The following is an 18,017-nucleotide window of genomic DNA, read 5'->3' on the forward strand; positions in this document are numbered from 1 at the left end:
TATTTTTCGTTAGGGACGAATTAAGATCTTGACTCTGTTTTAACGCTAAATACTTGAATACACAATCTAGGTTTTGCTGGCGTTCGCTTGACGTTGCAATAATAAGGTCGCAGAGGCTGACAACAAAATACCGGGAATAACTTGTAAACTAATGCTTTGTCCGTTCACCAATAGCGATAACAAAGCAACAACGGCAGGGTTCATATAGATGTATGCCATTACTCGTGTAGGCCCCAATGCGACCGTTGTTTTCTGATATAAGTATACTGTCATGAGTGTGGCACCCACAACCAAATATGCCATGTAAAATACAGATTCACCTTGGATTAAATGCCATTCTAATGGTAGTCCAGATAACCACAGAGCCAGCCCCATCCAGATACAACCACCAAGTAACGTACTGAATACCATAACAATTAGTTCATCACCTCGATAAAGACGTTTCATCGAAATAGAGTAACAACACATGGAAAAACAACCCGCAATAAATAAAAGATCACCACTGTTTAAAGAAAAGTCGACCAATCGTGACAAGTCACCGCCAAAAATAACCCAGCAAGTCCCCAAGGCACCAAGTAAATAAATCATCAACTGCTTAACTTTGATTTTATCTTTAAATACCAGCACACACAGCATCGCAGTTATAAATGGCACTAAAGTATATAAAGTACCCGTATTTAACGCTGTCGTTATTTTTAGTGCTTCAAACTGGAAAATAAAAAACACGGAATAAAATAAACTAATAACCATCGATCGCGGTAAAGTCCGTAATACCTTATTACGCCATTTTTTAGTCACCAGAATAAACGGTAACAATAGGCTAACCGCGCCAGTAAATCGCAATAAGGTGAGAGAGAATGGATTTACAAGGCCAGCAAGATTTGCCGATGCCAGAAATGATCCTGCTACCAATGTAGTAGCAAGCATGACAAGAAGGTGAAATTTTATATTGGATTGTGCCAAGTCTAGACCTTAATGAATGGTATTTTCGGCAAGGTTAGCACGCAAGTAATACTAACTCCAATACTATGAAGATATGAGTAGCCAATCTGATGTATCTTGCCATACTGATTCTGTCATCGAACGTTTAAAAAAACCAAAGTGATCAATCGATTTCATGCCGACCTGTTTAGGGTCAATAACCACCATATCCGATGCTGCATTTTTAAAATGACGTTGCAGCGCTTTAACACAGCTTGGAGGGGCAAACCGATTGTCATCTGCCATGGCATAGAATCGCATCTTACCCTTATACTGATGATAACCATCATGCAACTCGTTACCTTGTTCATCAGTATAGAATGGTTTACGCCCAAAACGACTCCAATCTCGAATAACTTGTTGCGGTAGATATTCAGCGCCAAGCACCCATTTTGGTAGCCCCTTGTTAGCACTATAAAACAAAGGTAAAACACAATAAAAGAACAACACAGATAGTGGTTGATCTTTACGTTCCCAGTTTTTCCAGTGGATTTGTTGTGCTGCAATATTTAGAAACGATTCATAACGATTATTATTGGGAGTAATGCCAAGTAGTTGTCCGCCGATAGAATGACCAACACCTAAAATTTTCATGGCGGGATAGCAAGCTTGCGTCCAAGTTAACACTGCATCCATATCAAGTTGTCCCCAATGCATCATACTTGCCGGCTTAGCATTTACGCTAGCTTGTTTACTATCTCCAATACCTCGGTAATCGTAAGTAATAATCGTAAAACCCCGTGCACATAAAAATTCTGCATATGCTTGGTAATATTTACGAAGCACCCCTGTTGCACCATTAATAATAACAACTCGGCCATTATTGTTGCTTGGTTTGAATTCGCTCGCAACAAGCTGATAACCATCAGCAGTATTAATCTCAACTGTATTTATCATGATCTTAATCCATTAAACAAAAATAAATTCATAAAGTTGAGATTTAACCATATTTACGTCTTATTTACATTCGCCTAAATGACAACATAACGTTTAAACATCATTGCCTTATATTGATGCAAAATGGCTAATCAGCCCCCGATTAAACAAGATCTAATTTCAATCTGGTTTCGCTTATCGCAGCAGTGTACAATGCGCGGCTGAGTGATTTAATTGGAAAGATTTATGTTTGTCGGTTTTGACTACGGTACTTCTAACTGTGCAGTTGGATATGTTAATAATGCCAACCCAGAACTTGTTTCTCTTGGCCAGAACAGTTCTTATCTAGCATCGACGCTATATGCTTCGCATCGAAATATGATCCCTAACTGGGTCGCGCGTCACTTACCTGACTCAGTAGCAAAACCAAATTATCTGCAATTACGCCGCGGTCCTATCCAAGCAGGCCGTAACTTAATTAATGATGGCTATGAAGACCAATTATTCTTTGGCCAAGAAGCGCTTGATACCTACCTAGAAGATCCCGAAGAAGGCTATTACATAAAATCGCCAAAATCATTCTTAGGTGCGACCAGTTTAAGTCCGCTACAACTTGCTTTAATGGAAGATGTTGTCACCGCGATGATTTGCAATATCAAGCATAAAGCTGAAACACAGTTAGATAAGCAAATAACCCAAGTTGTGATGGGCAAGCCAGTTAACTTCCAAGGCCTTAGAGGCGAAGAGAGTAACCAACAAGCGTTATCACTATTAACAACAGCAGCGCAACGTGCAGGATTTCGAGATATTGAGTTTCTGTATGAGCCGCTTGCTGCAGGTTTTGATTATGAACAAAGTCTAACAACAGAAAAAACTGTGCTTGTGGTCGATATCGGTGGTGGTACAACTGACTGTTCATTACTTAAAATGGGACCCGATAATTGCGGTCTGAGTGATCGCTTTAAACATGTTTTAGGTTACTCTGGTGAACGTATTGGTGGTAATGATTTTGATATCCATTTTGCACAAAAATCATTAATGCCACTTTTCGGTCTAGGCTCGCACCTAATAAGTGGCCTACCTATGCCTGTTAAACCTTTCTGGGATGCGGTTGCGATTAATGACATCGGCAGTCAAACCGACTTTTATAGTCAGCGTAGCCTTATCGGCTTAAAAGAACTGTATAAAAATTCGGAACAAAAACAGTTGATCACCCGTTTACTCAAGGTACAAGAACAAAAACAGACGTATCAAGTGGTGAATCTTGCAGAACAAATGAAAAAGCAACTATCTGAAGCGTCTAGCACAATCGCAGATTTAGGCTTTGTTGAAAACGGATTAACTTTAGCGCTAGAACGTCAAGCACTCGAACTCGCCAATGCGCCACAGTTAACAAAAATAAAAGCATTAATGGATGAGACGATTACCCAAGCACAAACAATACCGGATGTTATCTTTGTGACGGGTGGTACAGCCAAATCACCGATCATCTTCCAATATATCCAACAGCACTATCCAAACTGTGAAATCATTATTGGTGATCATTTCGGTAGTGTAACTAAAGGGTTAACTCGTTGGGCCGAGAAGATTTTTGCTTAATGAATAACGGTAATTACAAATTCGGAATGATATAGATTAAATCACAAAAAGGGCTGTGTGATACAGCCCTTCGTTTATTCTCGCTAAACTACACAACTGTTTCTAGTACTTGTACCAGTCGATTAACTGCCAATGCTAAATCTGAATGACAAGCATTGGTAAAGTTTAATCTAAATGCAGCGGCCTTCCCAGCCTCTGATTGATAGAATACAGAACTAGGTACGACAGCAACCCCCACATCGAGCATGTCTTTGGCAAGTTTATCAACATTACATTCAGGTAAACGTAACCAAATAAACATACCACCTTCAACTTGTTCAAACTGACAATCATCAGGTAATTGCGCGGTTAATAGATCCGCTAGGTATTGATAACGTTGACGGTATAACTGACGTAGCCCATCTAAATGCTTAGGAAAGTCTTCATGCTGTAACAGATCTAATAATACCGCTTGCATTGGCTGGCTTGAATGTAAATCTGCACCTTGTTTTACACGTTCAAGTGCCGAGATCCACGCTTTAGGACCACTCACTAAACCTAAGCGAATGCCAGGCGTTGCTATCTTAGAATATGAACGTAATACGATTGCCTGTTCAGGACAAAAACTTGATACCAAAGGTAATTCAGTCCCTGCAAAACGTAACTCACGATAAGGGGCATCTTCAATCAGTGCAACATTATATTCCTGACACAGTTGCGCGACTTTTTTACGCACCTCAAGTGACCAACATACACCCGTTGGATTATGAAAATCAGGTACTGCATAAAACATCTTGATTGTCTTATTCGCAAAGCATTGCTCTAACTCTTGTAAATCAGGGCCATCAGCACCTTGCTGAATACTCTCAATACTTGCCTGTGCCAATCCAAATACTTGCAGAGCGCCTAGGTAGCTTGGCGCTTCCATTACCACTTTATCGCCAGCGTCTAAAAATGCACGCGCAATCAAATCAAGTCCTTGCTGCGATCCCGTACAAACCAACGCATCTTGCTGATCAGATAATTGATAACATTCTCGGAAATAACTTAATAACGGCCCATAACCCGCAGTACTGCCATACTGGAATAATTCTGCACGCGTACTCAATTGTTGGATACTCTTCTCCATTAGCGATAAAGGAAAATGATCACCATCAGGTAGTCCCCCCGCTAATGAGATAACCTCAGCAGAGTTAGCGACACTCAAAATTTCTCTTATGTAAGACGGTTTAATGGCTTGTAATGATTTCGCTAACTGCATAATGTATCTCTCTGGTTGTTTTGTTTTTATTAGTTTTAATCGCTAACTAATCACATGCTATATAGTTTTTTAGTTAAATTAACTTTAAAAACTGATAAAAAAGAGATTAATAACGAAATAGCTATCCATTATAGTACGTAGATAAATTTGACATAGCATGTCCATTTATGCGCTTATAGATGTCCATTTATGCTTTCATAAGATCTCAATGTCGACAAGTCCATCTTTAAATCATCAAACATCACGAATAAACGATGTACTCTATTTTATCCATAGTGATATTAGTGCTGAACTGCCAGCGAGACAGTTGGCTGAGATCGCCGCTTATTCTGAACAACACTTTCACCGCGTATTCAAAAATGTTGTTGGTGAATCCGTCCACCAATACATTCGCCGTAACCGCTTAGAGTTTGCTGCTAACCAGTTAATGTTTGATATCAGCAGCTCAGTCGTCACTGTCGCGACAAAGTCAGGTTTTGCCTCAGTATCTTCTTTTAGCCGTGCATTTAAAGCCACCTTCGCCATGTCACCGGGAGAGTGGCGCAGTAAAGACTTAGCCACCAGCACCCCGCCTTATTTACGCGATCCAGAGATTGCAGCAGCTTACGCTCGAATTCAAAACCGCATATTGCCCCGAGTACAAATTATTGAATTACCCGAAAGGCATGTAGCTTATGTCCGCCATCAAGGTTATGGTCGATCCATTCGTCTCGCTTGGCAAACTCTGGTGGCGTGGGCAAATGTGGAAGGCAGAAGTGATCAACAACAGTTTGGCTTACACCACTCTAACCCTACTTTTGTCGGCTTAGAACAATGCCGCTATGTGGCATGTCTAGCAATAGATAAACCTTTGCTACGCCGTGGCATGGTGAACAGCATGGTGATCCCTGGTGGTTTACACGCAGTATTTAAATTAAAAGGTAAGTATGGTGAATTACTGCCGTATTTAAGTAAGATTATTGAACAGTGGCTACCATCATCTGGATTTAAAATGCAATCGACTCCGGCTTACGTGCATTATCAAAAGAATCACTTTTTAGACGATGATGAGCAGTTTGAATTACAGTTTTGCTTACCCGTATCAACCTTCTTTTAATGCTTTTATCATTCGGGGGCTAGATGTGGATGTTATTTAGGCCAGATAGCAAAAAGCCGGAACTTAAATGAATAAGTTCCGGCTTCTCTAATAGATGGCGGAGGAGGAGAGATTTGAACTCTCGAGGAGCTATTAACCCCTGCTGGTTTTCAAGACCAGTGCATTCGGCCACTCTGCCACCCCTCCGCAGCAGGTCCGAATAATAGGGTAAACGCCGTTGTTTGTAAATACACATCACAGAATAAATTATAAATTTATTTCAAAGAGTTAAATAAACAACCAATTGTATAAAAACAACGCTGCCGGATAACACTATTGTACTGTAACCGCGGATCTATACCGACCATTTTGCGAGTTTAGTTTTGCTTTAGGCCACCTTTGGAAGGCAGAATCTAATGCATCAGCCTTTTCAATAGACATTGCTTCATTCACCCCCCTGCCCTTAATCACTTTAAAATCACCAGATGACGTCGTTGTATATAACAAGGTATTGTCATAGATGTTATTGCTCAATGGTGCGGTATACCACATCCACGTTTGATTGTTACTGCCGTACGTTTTACATTGTGCGACTTTCAATTGTCCTTCTGAACTGTCTAAACACAGGGCTTTATTATTAACATACACATACTTCCTTTCCGGTGTATAAACAAATAGCTGATTGGTATTCGATGGGTCACAAGGTTCTGCTGTAACATCCTGGCTACCATTAACGGTAAAGCAATGCGCTGTATTGTCAGATAAATATGGGTAAGTTATGACACTTGGCTCAGTACCTGAAAATATAGGACTATCCCAGTTAACGTTTAACTTAAGCGATAATGTATAAGCTTTCTGAATATAGTCATTGCCATAACCCTTGCGGCTATTCACCCCACCCCAATATAAATTGCCAATCCACCACTTTGCGAATCCTTGTAATGACATACCACGTATATCCGTCAGAACAGTCAAAACTGACTGACCACTTGCACTGTTATTGGCAGAGTAAGTAACCGAATATTTTGGTAAAAAACCATTGCTATATGGCGTTGAATTCAAGTTGTGGAATGTTTTAAAAGGCGGCTCTATACCATCTAAATAATCCCATCGGTCCCGCGAATTATTCACAAGACCGTAGTATCTATGATTATCAGAACCATACTCTTTATTTTTATATTCAACACTGTGTGCTGTTCGAGCAGAATTGGCATAATAGTCAAAGTAATTACCATTTTGGAATGTCATTGATTTAGATGATTCAAAACCAATTTCATTAATCGGTACTTTAGGAATGCTAACGCCTAAACTAAAGCTTATTTTGGAGTTATAAGTAACACCAACTCTGTCTTGATCATTGTTACGCGGAAATGAGTCATATAGTTCAGCTTTACCATCACTCCAACTTGTTGATATTTTAACTTTATCTAAATATTCTCTATACGAGTACTTGAGTAACTGATGAGCCGCAGAGCTCGTTATAATGGTCTTATAATCAGTCCCCTCCGTTGGATTAAAATTAATCCCGCTACCGCCAACCAGCGTAACGCGAACATATTTCGCATTATCGCTATTTTGATAATAAGTAGGCTTAGATGCGATGGTTTCCACTTCATAATTTAAGATGGCAACATCGTTCTTTGTTGGATAAAAACCTTGATTTAGTTTAACCACCTGTCTAAATCGCCAGCTATAATTTGATGATGCATTATTGGAGTCACTAAAAGTTTCCCCTGCGTGACTAACCAAACTTTCCGCCCTTGGGAAACTGTCAACAATAGATAATTGCGTAGGGTTAGATACCCAATCTGATTCTGAACTATTAATGAGATCGATAATTACACCTTCTTCATAGGTATCGAGTGTGGTAATTACTCTTTCAGATTCAACATTAGGGTTACTCACTAAAACGTATGGGCTCATCACGCCAATATTCAATAACTCAGTTGTAACAGTGCTTCGAACTTGCTCCCTTGCTTTGGATAAATTGATAAATACATACTTTTCACACTGTGTAATATCAAGCCCAGCAATAATATCATCAGGCTCAATGTAACAGGACTCTTTATAAAATTGACTCGACATCAACCCAGCTTGGATGGTGTCTTTATTTTCAGCCGCAAAAGCTGGTAAGCAAACACTAGAAAGTAATGATAATAAAATAACGTTTTTTTTCACGATAACCTCTATGTAAATATATTAAATAATACGAGGGCGCCGGAATGATCAACAGTTACTAAACTACGAGTAAATAGATACATGCTAATAACTTGTTACACATTCGTTAGGAAGGGCGGTATGTATTAACAACATATATTAAGTAGTTCATTGTGGGTACGAGTTTAATGTAAGAAGATGTAAGGAATTGGTTTGAAGAGAAAGGATTTAAAAAGCAAAAAGCCGGAACTTAAATTAATAAGTTCCGGCTTCTCTATATAGATGGCGGAGGAGGAGAGATTTGAACTCTCGAGGAGCTATTAACCCCTGCTGGTTTTCAAGACCAGTGCATTCGGCCACTCTGCCACCCCTCCGCAGCAATGGAGCGAATAATAGAGTAAGTTCAGTGACATGTAAACACTGTTTTGTGAATTAGCTCACAACCAAATCTAATATGATAAATAACGAACGTTTTGTATAAAAAACATAATGTATTTAGCTATTCGCACATCTGTAATAACTAACACATCTGTAATAGCAGGGTAAACACAAACACGCTTACCGCAAATGCAAAACCATAGCTTAGTACTTGCTGCCAATCTCGGCCACGTTTAATGCCTAAATCATGTAATGCATGAAAGATGCGGTGTAAGGTGTGCCATAGTGGTAGTGCAATTAACACCAGGATAATTGCCGCGCCATACCAAGTCGTCGCAAAACCATGCAAGGTTTGATAATTAAAATTACCTTGATCTATGATCCCTAATGGAATTAGCAGGCCGATAATTAAAATCATCACAGGTGTCAAAAAACCCGTTAACATTCCACCAGCACCAAATAATCCCCAAAAAATAGGTTCATGCGAACGGATGTAAGTTTTCTTATTTGTATCAGACATAATACGCTCCTTACAGCATAATAACGAATAGACAAAAAACCGTTGCAACCGCAAAAGCAACATAATGCCCAGAGACAATTATTTTGTCATCAAGGCGTTTGCCTTTTATCCATAAATCAACAGCTTTAGGCGCTAATGAGAACCATGTTACAGTGTGGTACAGCGCAAACGCCAATGCGATAAAATGAAAAATAATCGCCACTGGATTTTGTAGTGATTCCAACCAAGCATTAAATGCAACTTCACCCTGGCTAAGTCTTAATACACCCCAAGCAAGTATCAAACTATAAATAGTAATAAATACGCTGCTGCCTTCACGAAGCATATATTTGGTATAAAAAAGTTGCTTCATCCACCAATCAGTGGGTAACTCTCTTGTATAAGGTTTACGTTTACTCATTGCTAATTCCTCACTATTCAGTGTTTATTGATCAGGCTTAAACATGCCAATTAGGTAGTCTTTGCTGCTCTCAACTTTTAGCAGTTGAATTGCAGCAGCAGGATCAACCCCTTTTGGACAAACTACAGAGCAATAACCAACAAATGTACAACCCCAAACACCTTCCTCTTGGTTCACAATTCTCATCCGCTCTGCGGAACCAGCGTCACGACTGTCACGGTTATAACGTGCTAATAGCGCAAGCGCAGCAGGGCCGGTAAAGTTCGTGTCTAACGCGTATTGTGGGCAGGCTGCATAACAAAGGCCGCAGTTAATGCACATTGAGAATTTTTTGTATTTTTCCATTTGTTCAGGTGTTTGCTTATAAGCGCCGTCAGATAAACATTTCTTCTCTTGTGAACCTGTTTTTTCAGGAATGATATAAGGCTTTATCTCTTCAAGTTTTTGAATAAAGTCATCCATTACCACCACTAAGTCACGCTCAATAGGGAAATTAGCCAATGGTTCAAGTTTGACATTATTAGGGTAGTAATCACGTAGGAAGGCTTTACAACCTAGCTTTGGTACACCATCAACCATCAAACCACAACTACCACAGATCGCCATACGGCAAGACCAGCGGAAACTGATCGTACTGTCCATATGATCCTTGATATATTGCAAGGCTTCTAAAATAGACATGTCAGCTTGATACGGCAGTTCAAATGTTTGTGTAAACGGTTTGTCATCCATCTCTGGACGGTAACGCATAATGTCGAGTTTAATTGTTTGCTGACTCATTACTTATTCTCCTGAGCGGCTTTTTCACCAGCAGCGCCATAGGCACGAACTGCAGGTTGACTCTTCGTGATCTTAACGTCGCTATAATCAATTTTTGGTGCTTTATCTACTTGATAGTACGCAAGTGAATGTTTTAAAAATTTCACATCATCACGCGCTTCAAAGCCATCAATACGTTGATGAGAACCTCGAGATTCTTCACGTAAAATCGCACTGTGTGCCATTGCTTCTGCTGTATCGAGTAAGTAACCAAGTTCGATTGTGTATAAGAAATCGGTATTAAATACGCTAGACTTATCTTCAATTTTGATGTCTTTATAGCGCACTTTAAGTTCCGCTAATTTATCAATCGTTTTTTGCATAGACTCTTGAGTACGGTAGATACCAACGCCCTCTTCCATGCAGTCGCCCATTTCTTGACGAATATCAGCAGGTTTTTCAGAACCATCGCTGTGTAGAAGGTCATTCATGCGTTTAATTACCGCTTCAGCTTGTGCTTTCAGTGGTGCAATATCTTTATGCTGATGATTACTCGCATAATTAGCTGCTTCTTGACCTGCAAGTTGACCAAATACAGCAAGTTCTGTCAGCGAGTTCGAACCAAGACGGTTAGCGCCATGTAAACCAACAGATGCACACTCACCAATCGCATACAGACCTGAAAGCGAGGTTGCTGTTTTAGCATCAGTGGCAATACCACCCATCGTATAATGTACTGTTGGGCGAACTGGAATTGGTTCGTGTACTGGATCAACGCCAACATACGCTTTTGCCAGTTCACGAATAAACGGCAGACGCTCATTAATTTTATCTTCGCCAAGATGACGCAGGTCTAAATAAATATAATCACCACGTTCACCTTCCACTACCCTGCCTTTTTGCTGTTCTTGCCAGAAACATTGACTGAGTTTGTCACGGGGGCCGAGTTCCATGTATTTATTCTTAGTTTGGCCTACAGGTACTTCAGGTCCCAAACCGTAATCTTGCAAATATCGGTAGCCATCTTTGTTCACTAAGATACCACCTTCACCACGGCAACCTTCGGTCATTAAAATGCCGCTTCCCGGTAAGCCTGTTGGGTGATACTGTACAAATTCCATATCGCGCAGTGCAATACCATGACGATAAGCCAGTGACATACCATCACCAGTAACAATGCCACCGTTGGTATTATAGCTGTACACACGCCCAGCACCACCGGTAGCCATTATCACCGATTTTGCTTGGATCAGTTTGATTTCACCTTCAGCAATATCAAGAATAACAACACCTTGGATCTTTTCATCTTCAACGATTAGATCTAAACAAAAGTGCTCGTCAAATCGAGTGATCTTCGGATGCTGAACAGTCGTTTGAAACAATGTATGCAAGATATGGAAGCCACTTTTATCGGCAGCAAACCAAGTTCGCTCGATTTTCATTCCTCCAAAAGCACGAACATTAATTGAGCCATCAGGTTTACGACTCCACGGACAGCCCCAATGTTCTAATTGCGTCAGCTGCTTAGCAGCATTTTCAACAAAATACTCAACCACATCTTGTTCGCATAACCAATCACCACCAGAAACGGTATCGTTAAAATGGTTATCTAAAGAATCATGACCCTGTACAACACCTGCAGCACCACCTTCGGCAGCAACAGTATGGCTGCGCATCGGATAGACCTTGGAAATAAGTGCAATATCAAGTTCTGGATGATTTTCTGCAATTTCAATCGCAGCACGTAAACCAGAACCACCCGCGCCAATAATGGCGACATCTGTTTGAATTATTTTTAATTTTTGCACATTTAACTCACATCAAAAAGTTATGAACCTTGCTTTACAAGGTTGATCTAATGACTAAATAACGCATCGACTTAATACTGAATTCAGATACCGAATATAAATAGTGCTTAAACCGCACGTTATTATTCTTTTTATATTATTTTTATTATTCGTTATTTCTCTTCAGCCAATTTGGTTAACACGCGCATCAATAGCTGAATACGGGGTTCAATAGACTCAAGCAGTAAATATTCACTGGCACTGTGGAATCCAGCACCAATAGGTCCTAAGCCATCTAGCGTAGGAACATCAAGAATGGCGGTATTATTTGCATCAGAGCCACCACCGACTTCTTTCCAGTTAATGCTGATGGCTAATTCTTGAGCCGATTGATCAACCAGCGCCATAAGGACTTTTGTTTTTTCTGTCGGAACCATTGAAGGCTTATAAGCTTCACGTTCTAACGCGATTGATACACCATCAACAAACGGGGTTTGAATCATGCCATTTAATGTCGTATCAACTTGGTCGTACTCTGCGTTATCCCAAAAACGAACATCAACAATCGCAGTTGCTGAATCAGGGACAATATTTGCACCTGCGCCTCCTGACACAACACCGACATTTAACGTCGTGCCCGACTCAAAGTTCGTCATTGCATTAGTTGCTAAGATCCAATTCGCCATCTCAGTGATCGCACTACGGCCATTTTCAGGTTCATTGCCAGCATGAGCCGCTTTACCGCTAAACGTCATTTTGTAACGCGCCATGCCTTTACGTGCTTTTACTAGACCACCGTCTGCACGAGCCGCTTCTGCAACTAATACATTCTTTGCTTTCTTCGCAGTTTCTTGGATCCAATCAACTGAATATAATGAACCAGTCTCTTCATCTGGATTCATACAAATACAAATCGACAAGGTATCTAGCACTGACTGCTCAATATTGCGTAACGCGTAGACCACATTCAACAAACCTGATTTCATATCAGATACACCAGGACCATACGCTTTTTCAGCATCTGTAGACATTGGACGTTCTGCAGCAGTACCTACAGGGAAGACCGTGTCCATGTGACCAGCAAGCATTACATCAATGTGTTCAACTTCAGGTTTATTACGAATCTCTAAACCTACGCCCGCTTTACCACAGTCAATGCGTTTAATCGTCCAACCATTCATTTCTTCGTATTTAACTGCCATTTTATTGGCAATAAATTCAATACCGTCTGTGGTGTAAGTTCCACAATCAACATTAATCAGCGGACGAAGTTCTTCTAGATAATCAGTTAAAGAAAATTTCATTTCAGACCTCTTATAAAATAAAGTTCATGACAAACATCGCACCAAATGCGTTCAGTACTGAAATTGCGATCATGACAGGAATATAACGACCTTCTGTGCCAATTGGACCCATGATTCGCCCCATATATTGCACTTGAGAGCCCATGAGATAAATAGCAGGTGCAAGAATTGAAATATGTGCACCGTTCAAAATGCCTTGGTCAAATAAGGTTATGACGACACCAACCGCACCACCCATTGACATCCATGCACCAATTAATACCGCAGCCGCTTCACCAGGTAGGCCAACAAGAGCCATTATTGGAGAGAATACAGTCCCCATTAGGTCAAGTGCACCGGTGATTTGTAATGCTTTAATAATCACGAATGCCATCAGTACATTTGGTACCGTTGAAGTTGTTGCAATAACCCAGCCTTTTTTAGCACCTTCAACAAAGATATCGGTGATCATAGGTTTTTTTGCTGTTGCGTTACTCATTATGCAGCCCCCTCAATCATTTTTTTATCGCTGTCTTTAGCGCTACCTTTCTTACCTTCCGTAATATTTAAATAAATGCGGAATAGGTTTGCTCCGACAAATTTGAAAGCAAATATCACGATAACAGCAAGACCGATAGAAGAAGGTACGGCAATAGAACCGTCTGGATTTGTTAAAGTAAATAGCACTGCGCCTGAAGAGAAAAAATTAACAATGGCAGCACCAGCTGTGAACTGGAACATAGTAAAAATATCGATTTCACGTTTAGTTAAATGCTTTTCATCTTTCAACTGACGTGTCATGGCCGCACCTGCATCGGTACTTTGAAGAGAGGCGATAAGTGCGAGTCCAGAATTACCAGGAATCCCCATTAATGGACGTAATAACGGAGTTAATAATTTACGAGCAGCACTAAGTGCACCGTAATGTTCAAGCACATTAATCATACCTAACGCAAACATCACAGTAGGAATTAAAGTCAATGCGAAAATAAAACCGTCACGCGCACCACTACCACCTTTACCTCGCAGTGAGGTAGTGGCGGCTTGAACACCATCTACAGTGTCAGATACTGAATAAGCAACTTTACCAAAAGATCCATTAAGTGTTGTGAAATCAAATACGCCATACCATTCACTCGATTTCATCAGACCAGAAAAAAAGACCATTGCAAAAACAAGTGCTATGTATCCACTAATTCTGACCTTAGGAGCATTTTCAGAAGATTTAATCATAAATACCTCTATTATAGTTTTCAGATGAAGGCCAAAGCCAACCGGGTCACCACGTAACCACTAAGAGGTATTTTGAATGAGTTTTGATTAAAACATTTGATGTGAATCAATAAGAATATCTAAAAGTAGCCAGGCTATAATTTAGATTAATATTTTGTGATATTGCTTAACTTCTGGGTTCATCTACTAATTAACACTTTAAAATCAAAATTATTAGTAATTGTTTGCTGATTTAATAACGATAAATCACTTTAAGTATAATTTATCTAAGAAAATAGTAACTAAACTCTATATTGTGGTTGGTATGACACATAACATGTCGAAATTTTAAGAAGAATATAGTGGATGGAAAAATGAGCAATCAGAAAGCACTAAAGCTGCTATTTCAACTTAAATGCTTTCAAAATCATAACTTACAGTACTGCTACCGACCAAGCAAGTTGCCGTAATCTACATTATTTTTTAATTCCTTGCACAATAAACTGCCCTAAAACATCACCAACAGCACTGTATAACGTTAAAGTATTATCAATTACGTTATAATTATCAGTTTCTGATAAAGCCGTTAAAAATTGCGCTTCTAAATTCATTTGTTGAAAACATAGTTTTTTAGTTGTTAATAATTGCGTCAGATTAACGTTATTCGCCTGTCTGTCATAATTACCACTAAAACGGTTGCAGCCCGCAAACCCCATCACTTTATTATCATCTTGACTGAATGTAATATAGGGTGTGTGTAGAGTCACATCTGCAGTAACGGCCTCTGTACCTAGCATAGATAACTGCCAGTGCGTCCCCGTTAAACGTACTTGTCCATAACCATTGATACCAGCGCGTACTGGCGAAACCAAAATTTCGGTTGGTTTCGCACTCTGGTTAGCAAACGCATCAACTTGCTCAGTATTAGTAAATAATAACTGACCATCAAGCTCGATCTGCGCCCGTAACGCATAACGATGCTGCGGCTTTATTTTCGCAGCGTTATAGCGTAAATCCATTTTATAGGGTGGAGACCCGACAGCAGTGATCGTTTGCTGAGCAATAATTTCTGCTGCCACATCCATTTTCGAAATATCTTCCAATACCAAGCTCACTTGTGCACCCGGTGGTAAAGCAATACGCTGTAGGTAAAACACATTCGCTATAATGCTATGTTGCTGGGTAGTTACCGCTTGCCCAACTTTAGCACTTCCCTGATCGGTAGTTGCACAACCACTCAAGCCCATTAACAAGCTGCCGATAACGGTACAGGTTAAAAGCGTTTTACGATTTAGCAGACGTCTATTTTTTCTCATGTAAATAACCACCTTAAAGGTTCATATTAATCAACAGCTTACCAACTCATTGCGAAGGCATTGATTGAGGAGTCTGTTCAGTATCACTGACAGTATCGCGTTGCTGTAGAATAGAAATTGGTTTAAGCACCAATTCAAATAACTGTCCTGACAGCTTATTCCACTCAGGTAAATCTAGAGTGGCTGAGTACAGTGGTTTACCATTATGTTCAATTCTCGCGCTAACAACATACTGACCATTGTTATCAAATAATGCGGGATCGTATTGTAACGAAATATTATAAGGGGGTGACGTATGGGCTTCGATCGTTTTTTGGCCTAGTATTGAACTGCTTATATCGGTTTTAGAGATATCTTCCAACGTAATAGTAACGGTTGAAGACGGCGGTAAACTCTGATGCTCTAAATAGATAACACGCGTTTCTAAATGCTTCATTTTAGGCGCAGACACGACTGTATTTACCTGATCTTCAAAAACGACGCCCCACACTGGAATATCTTTAATCTGTATTGGCGTTACTTTTAACGGGTTTTGCTCAAGCAAGGTAAAATTAGCCGTTTTACCAACTTCGATTGAACCAATATTGTCTTCTAGTCTTAGTGTATGGGCAGCATTAATGGTAATAGCCTGCATCGCTTGATAGGCCGTAATACGTTCTTTTTGCGATACTTTATTAAGCTCCGATGTTTCACGGTTAACCGCGGTCCAAGCGAGTGTTAACGGTTCCATAGGCGCCATAGAAAAATCAGAATGAAATGACACTGGAATATTCTTCTTCATCAAACTATTAACTGGCACCAAATTTTCTGCACGATCACGACCTAATCCGACTTCGGAATATTTATCTGCTAGAGCCCATAGATAATAAGGATTTACAGATGCTTCAATGCTTAATTCAGCCATCTTTTTTACTTGCGCCTTGGTGAAATAACCCATGTGGTGCAAAGTAAATCGATGGTCCTTTCGCGCTAATTGAACTTGATCAGCTTGATTAAAATCCAATACTTTCTGAATACCTAAATCACCATTAGCATGCACATGGATCTGATAGCCATTTTTCCAATAAAAACTGAGTTGTTGCTGGAATAAATCCAATGGCGTCATCCACTCACCTTCATGACCATCTAAATAACCATCTTGCATTTGCATCAACTGAGAGTAAATAGCACCATCCGCAAACAGTTTAATTTGCTTAGGTAAAAATTTAATATTCTCGGTATTATATTCATCTTCTAAAGTTTCGATGAAATCTAATGCTTTCTGATTACTCTGCCCATTTGCATTATATAAATACGTACCACTCGGGATGAGAAAGACATCATAAGGTGGTTTTTGATCCATTTCTGATTTTAGTAATTCATATTCCAAGTCAAAATTAGAGCTAGGGAAACCCGGTTCAGCTATCGTTGTAATGCCATTTTTAAGCACTAATTGAGACATAATATTTAACCCTAATTTATAACTTTCAGGATTAATTAAATCAGCAGTAATCTTAGGCAATAATGCTAACCAACCACCTTCATAAAAATGGCCTTTTTCCCAATCAACTTGCGAATTTTCAGCAAAGTCACTCTGTTTAAGACCAAATGTTTTAATGGCGGCATCGTTCAAGAATATTTCGTGGAAGGAGCGGTGAATAATAGCAACAGGTTTGTCTGGTGACAGTTCATTTAATATCTCACGTGTTAATTCACCGTGCCAAAGTTGATGATACCCCCACACAAAAAAGACGCGATCTTTCTCGGCATTATCATCAATTGATTGCTTTAAACGCTCAAGGTAAGCGAAATGACCAGATACCCCTTTTTTAACTGCGTTAGGTAACACCCAATCATAAGGAGCAATAATCTCATTAGGCAAAATAACAGCCGCGATTGAAGGGTGTACGTGCGGATCGATAAAACCGGGTAACATGGTTTTCCCGCTAATATTAATTAGCTTGGTATTATCCCCACTGAACTTCATTGCTTCTATTTTAGAACCAACAAAAATTATTTTTTTATCTTTCGTTGCAACTGATTCAGTATAAGTCGGCTCAAACCCTTCCATCGTCAAAATATCACCACCAAAATAAATGGAGTCAGCAATGATAGGTAATGTCTTTACAAATAAAGTAGTGGGACTCTGTATTGATAAATCACTAGAAACAGGTGCTTTCAACGCGGCGTTGTCAGTAGCATTTACTATACCTACGGGCTGTGATTGTTTGTCTGCTAATTGAGTGGCTATCATTTCATCCGATACAGTGATCGCAGCTCCCTCGACCGCCACAGTGGCATTAACGTGCATACTGAACAATAGGCTGCACAATAATATAATTTGTATAAACCACTGCACCGAAACAGAAAACAATTGGATAGGGCTAGCTAAGCCTTGAGTTGACATTCAGCCACTCCTTTATAAGTCAGTGAAATTATAAATAAAATAGCATAA

At 39.8% G+C, this 18,017-nt stretch carries 15 protein-coding genes and 2 tRNA genes; 2 read left to right on the forward strand and 15 right to left on the reverse strand.

Annotated elements, in window-relative coordinates; genetic code table 11:
- Window positions 1-66: 66 nt before the first annotated feature.
- The gene (locus HWV01_RS15480) at window positions 67-963 is read right to left on the reverse strand and encodes a DMT family transporter (protein ID WP_211672397.1); all 897 of its coding nucleotides are present in this window, start codon (window positions 961-963) and stop codon (window positions 67-69) included.
- A gap of 63 nt (window positions 964-1,026) precedes the next feature.
- Window positions 1,027-1,878, reverse strand: coding sequence for an alpha/beta fold hydrolase (locus HWV01_RS15485; RefSeq protein ID WP_211672398.1), 852 nt, complete (start codon window positions 1,876-1,878; stop codon window positions 1,027-1,029).
- Between the two features lie 225 nt (window positions 1,879-2,103).
- Between HWV01_RS15485 and yegD the strand changes: the two genes are divergently transcribed.
- Window positions 2,104-3,456: a molecular chaperone gene (yegD, locus tag HWV01_RS15490; RefSeq protein WP_211672399.1), complete on the forward strand. Its 1,353-nt coding sequence runs from the start codon at window positions 2,104-2,106 to the stop codon at window positions 3,454-3,456.
- 88 nt (window positions 3,457-3,544) lie between these two features.
- On the opposite strand, the gene HWV01_RS15495 is transcribed toward yegD, so the two are convergent.
- Window positions 3,545-4,696, reverse strand: coding sequence for a PLP-dependent aminotransferase family protein (locus tag HWV01_RS15495; protein WP_211672400.1), 1,152 nt, complete (start codon window positions 4,694-4,696; stop codon window positions 3,545-3,547).
- Between the two features lie 208 nt (window positions 4,697-4,904).
- Between HWV01_RS15495 and HWV01_RS15500 the strand changes: the two genes are divergently transcribed.
- Window positions 4,905-5,792, forward strand: coding sequence for a GyrI-like domain-containing protein (locus tag HWV01_RS15500; protein WP_211672401.1), 888 nt, complete (start codon window positions 4,905-4,907; stop codon window positions 5,790-5,792).
- Window positions 5,793-5,887: 95 nt separating this feature from the next.
- Here HWV01_RS15500 and HWV01_RS15505 read toward each other — a convergent pair.
- The 12 genes from HWV01_RS15505 to HWV01_RS15560 all read right to left on the reverse strand — a co-directional run bounded on the left by HWV01_RS15505 (window position 5,888) and on the right by HWV01_RS15560 (window position 17,969).
- A tRNA-Ser gene (locus tag HWV01_RS15505) sits at window positions 5,888-5,978 on the reverse strand.
- Window positions 5,979-6,104: 126 nt separating this feature from the next.
- Complete coding sequence (locus HWV01_RS15510; RefSeq protein WP_211672402.1) at window positions 6,105-7,949, reverse strand: ricin-type beta-trefoil lectin domain protein; 1,845 nt, start codon at window positions 7,947-7,949, stop codon at window positions 6,105-6,107.
- Between the two features lie 262 nt (window positions 7,950-8,211).
- A tRNA-Ser gene (locus HWV01_RS15515) sits at window positions 8,212-8,302 on the reverse strand.
- 146 nt (window positions 8,303-8,448) lie between these two features.
- Window positions 8,449-8,826, reverse strand: coding sequence for a fumarate reductase subunit FrdD (gene frdD, locus HWV01_RS15520; RefSeq protein ID WP_211672403.1), 378 nt, complete (start codon window positions 8,824-8,826; stop codon window positions 8,449-8,451).
- Between the two features lie 10 nt (window positions 8,827-8,836).
- A complete protein-coding gene (locus HWV01_RS15525) occupies window positions 8,837-9,226 on the reverse strand; it encodes a fumarate reductase subunit C (RefSeq protein ID WP_211672404.1) in 390 nt (129 codons plus the stop codon).
- A gap of 24 nt (window positions 9,227-9,250) precedes the next feature.
- Window positions 9,251-10,006, reverse strand: coding sequence for a succinate dehydrogenase/fumarate reductase iron-sulfur subunit (locus tag HWV01_RS15530; RefSeq protein ID WP_211672405.1), 756 nt, complete (start codon window positions 10,004-10,006; stop codon window positions 9,251-9,253).
- Window positions 10,006-11,793, reverse strand: a complete 1,788-nt coding sequence (gene frdA, locus HWV01_RS15535; protein WP_211672406.1) for a fumarate reductase (quinol) flavoprotein subunit — start codon at window positions 11,791-11,793, stop codon at window positions 10,006-10,008. Before frdA ends, HWV01_RS15530 begins: the two co-directional genes overlap by 1 nt.
- Window positions 11,794-11,945: 152 nt before the next feature.
- Window positions 11,946-13,076, reverse strand: a complete 1,131-nt coding sequence (locus HWV01_RS15540; RefSeq protein WP_211672407.1) for a M20 family metallopeptidase — start codon at window positions 13,074-13,076, stop codon at window positions 11,946-11,948.
- 10 nt (window positions 13,077-13,086) lie between these two features.
- Complete coding sequence (locus HWV01_RS15545) at window positions 13,087-13,554, reverse strand: YjiG family protein (protein WP_211672408.1); 468 nt, start codon at window positions 13,552-13,554, stop codon at window positions 13,087-13,089.
- Window positions 13,554-14,288 (reverse strand): nucleoside recognition domain-containing protein, encoded by a 735-nt coding sequence (locus tag HWV01_RS15550; RefSeq protein WP_211672409.1) that lies wholly within the window; start codon window positions 14,286-14,288, stop codon window positions 13,554-13,556. The genes HWV01_RS15545 and HWV01_RS15550 overlap by 1 nt, the downstream gene beginning before the upstream one ends.
- Before the next feature lie 455 nt (window positions 14,289-14,743).
- Window positions 14,744-15,583, reverse strand: coding sequence for a YbaY family lipoprotein (locus HWV01_RS15555; protein WP_211672410.1), 840 nt, complete (start codon window positions 15,581-15,583; stop codon window positions 14,744-14,746).
- A 46-nt stretch (window positions 15,584-15,629) separates the two neighbouring features.
- Window positions 15,630-17,969 (reverse strand): amidohydrolase family protein, encoded by a 2,340-nt coding sequence (locus HWV01_RS15560; RefSeq protein WP_211672411.1) that lies wholly within the window; start codon window positions 17,967-17,969, stop codon window positions 15,630-15,632.
- Window positions 17,970-18,017 lie beyond the last annotated feature (48 nt).

Source organism: Moritella sp. 5 (assembly GCF_018219455.1).
In the GTDB taxonomy this organism is placed as follows: Bacteria; Pseudomonadota; Gammaproteobacteria; order Enterobacterales; family Moritellaceae; genus Moritella.

What these genes read in the sequence shown, in the direction of transcription:
- HWV01_RS15485 (WP_211672398.1), bottom strand. Translation starts at nt 1,878, where the DNA reads ATGATAAATACAGTTGAGATTAATACTGCTGATGGTTATCAGCTTGTT.
- yegD (WP_211672399.1), top strand. Translation starts at nt 2,104, where the DNA reads ATGTTTGTCGGTTTTGACTACGGTACTTCTAACTGTGCAGTTGGATAT.
- HWV01_RS15495 (WP_211672400.1), bottom strand. Translation starts at nt 4,696, where the DNA reads ATGCAGTTAGCGAAATCATTACAAGCCATTAAACCGTCTTACATAAGA.
- HWV01_RS15500 (WP_211672401.1), top strand. Translation starts at nt 4,905, where the DNA reads ATGTCGACAAGTCCATCTTTAAATCATCAAACATCACGAATAAACGAT.
- frdD (WP_211672403.1), bottom strand. Translation starts at nt 8,826, where the DNA reads ATGTCTGATACAAATAAGAAAACTTACATCCGTTCGCATGAACCTATT.
- HWV01_RS15525 (WP_211672404.1), bottom strand. Translation starts at nt 9,226, where the DNA reads ATGAGTAAACGTAAACCTTATACAAGAGAGTTACCCACTGATTGGTGG.
- HWV01_RS15530 (WP_211672405.1), bottom strand. Translation starts at nt 10,006, where the DNA reads ATGAGTCAGCAAACAATTAAACTCGACATTATGCGTTACCGTCCAGAG.
- HWV01_RS15540 (WP_211672407.1), bottom strand. Translation starts at nt 13,076, where the DNA reads ATGAAATTTTCTTTAACTGATTATCTAGAAGAACTTCGTCCGCTGATT.
- HWV01_RS15545 (WP_211672408.1), bottom strand. Translation starts at nt 13,554, where the DNA reads ATGAGTAACGCAACAGCAAAAAAACCTATGATCACCGATATCTTTGTT.
- HWV01_RS15550 (WP_211672409.1), bottom strand. Translation starts at nt 14,288, where the DNA reads ATGATTAAATCTTCTGAAAATGCTCCTAAGGTCAGAATTAGTGGATAC.
- HWV01_RS15555 (WP_211672410.1), bottom strand. Translation starts at nt 15,583, where the DNA reads ATGAGAAAAAATAGACGTCTGCTAAATCGTAAAACGCTTTTAACCTGT.
- HWV01_RS15560 (WP_211672411.1), bottom strand. Translation starts at nt 17,969, where the DNA reads ATGTCAACTCAAGGCTTAGCTAGCCCTATCCAATTGTTTTCTGTTTCG.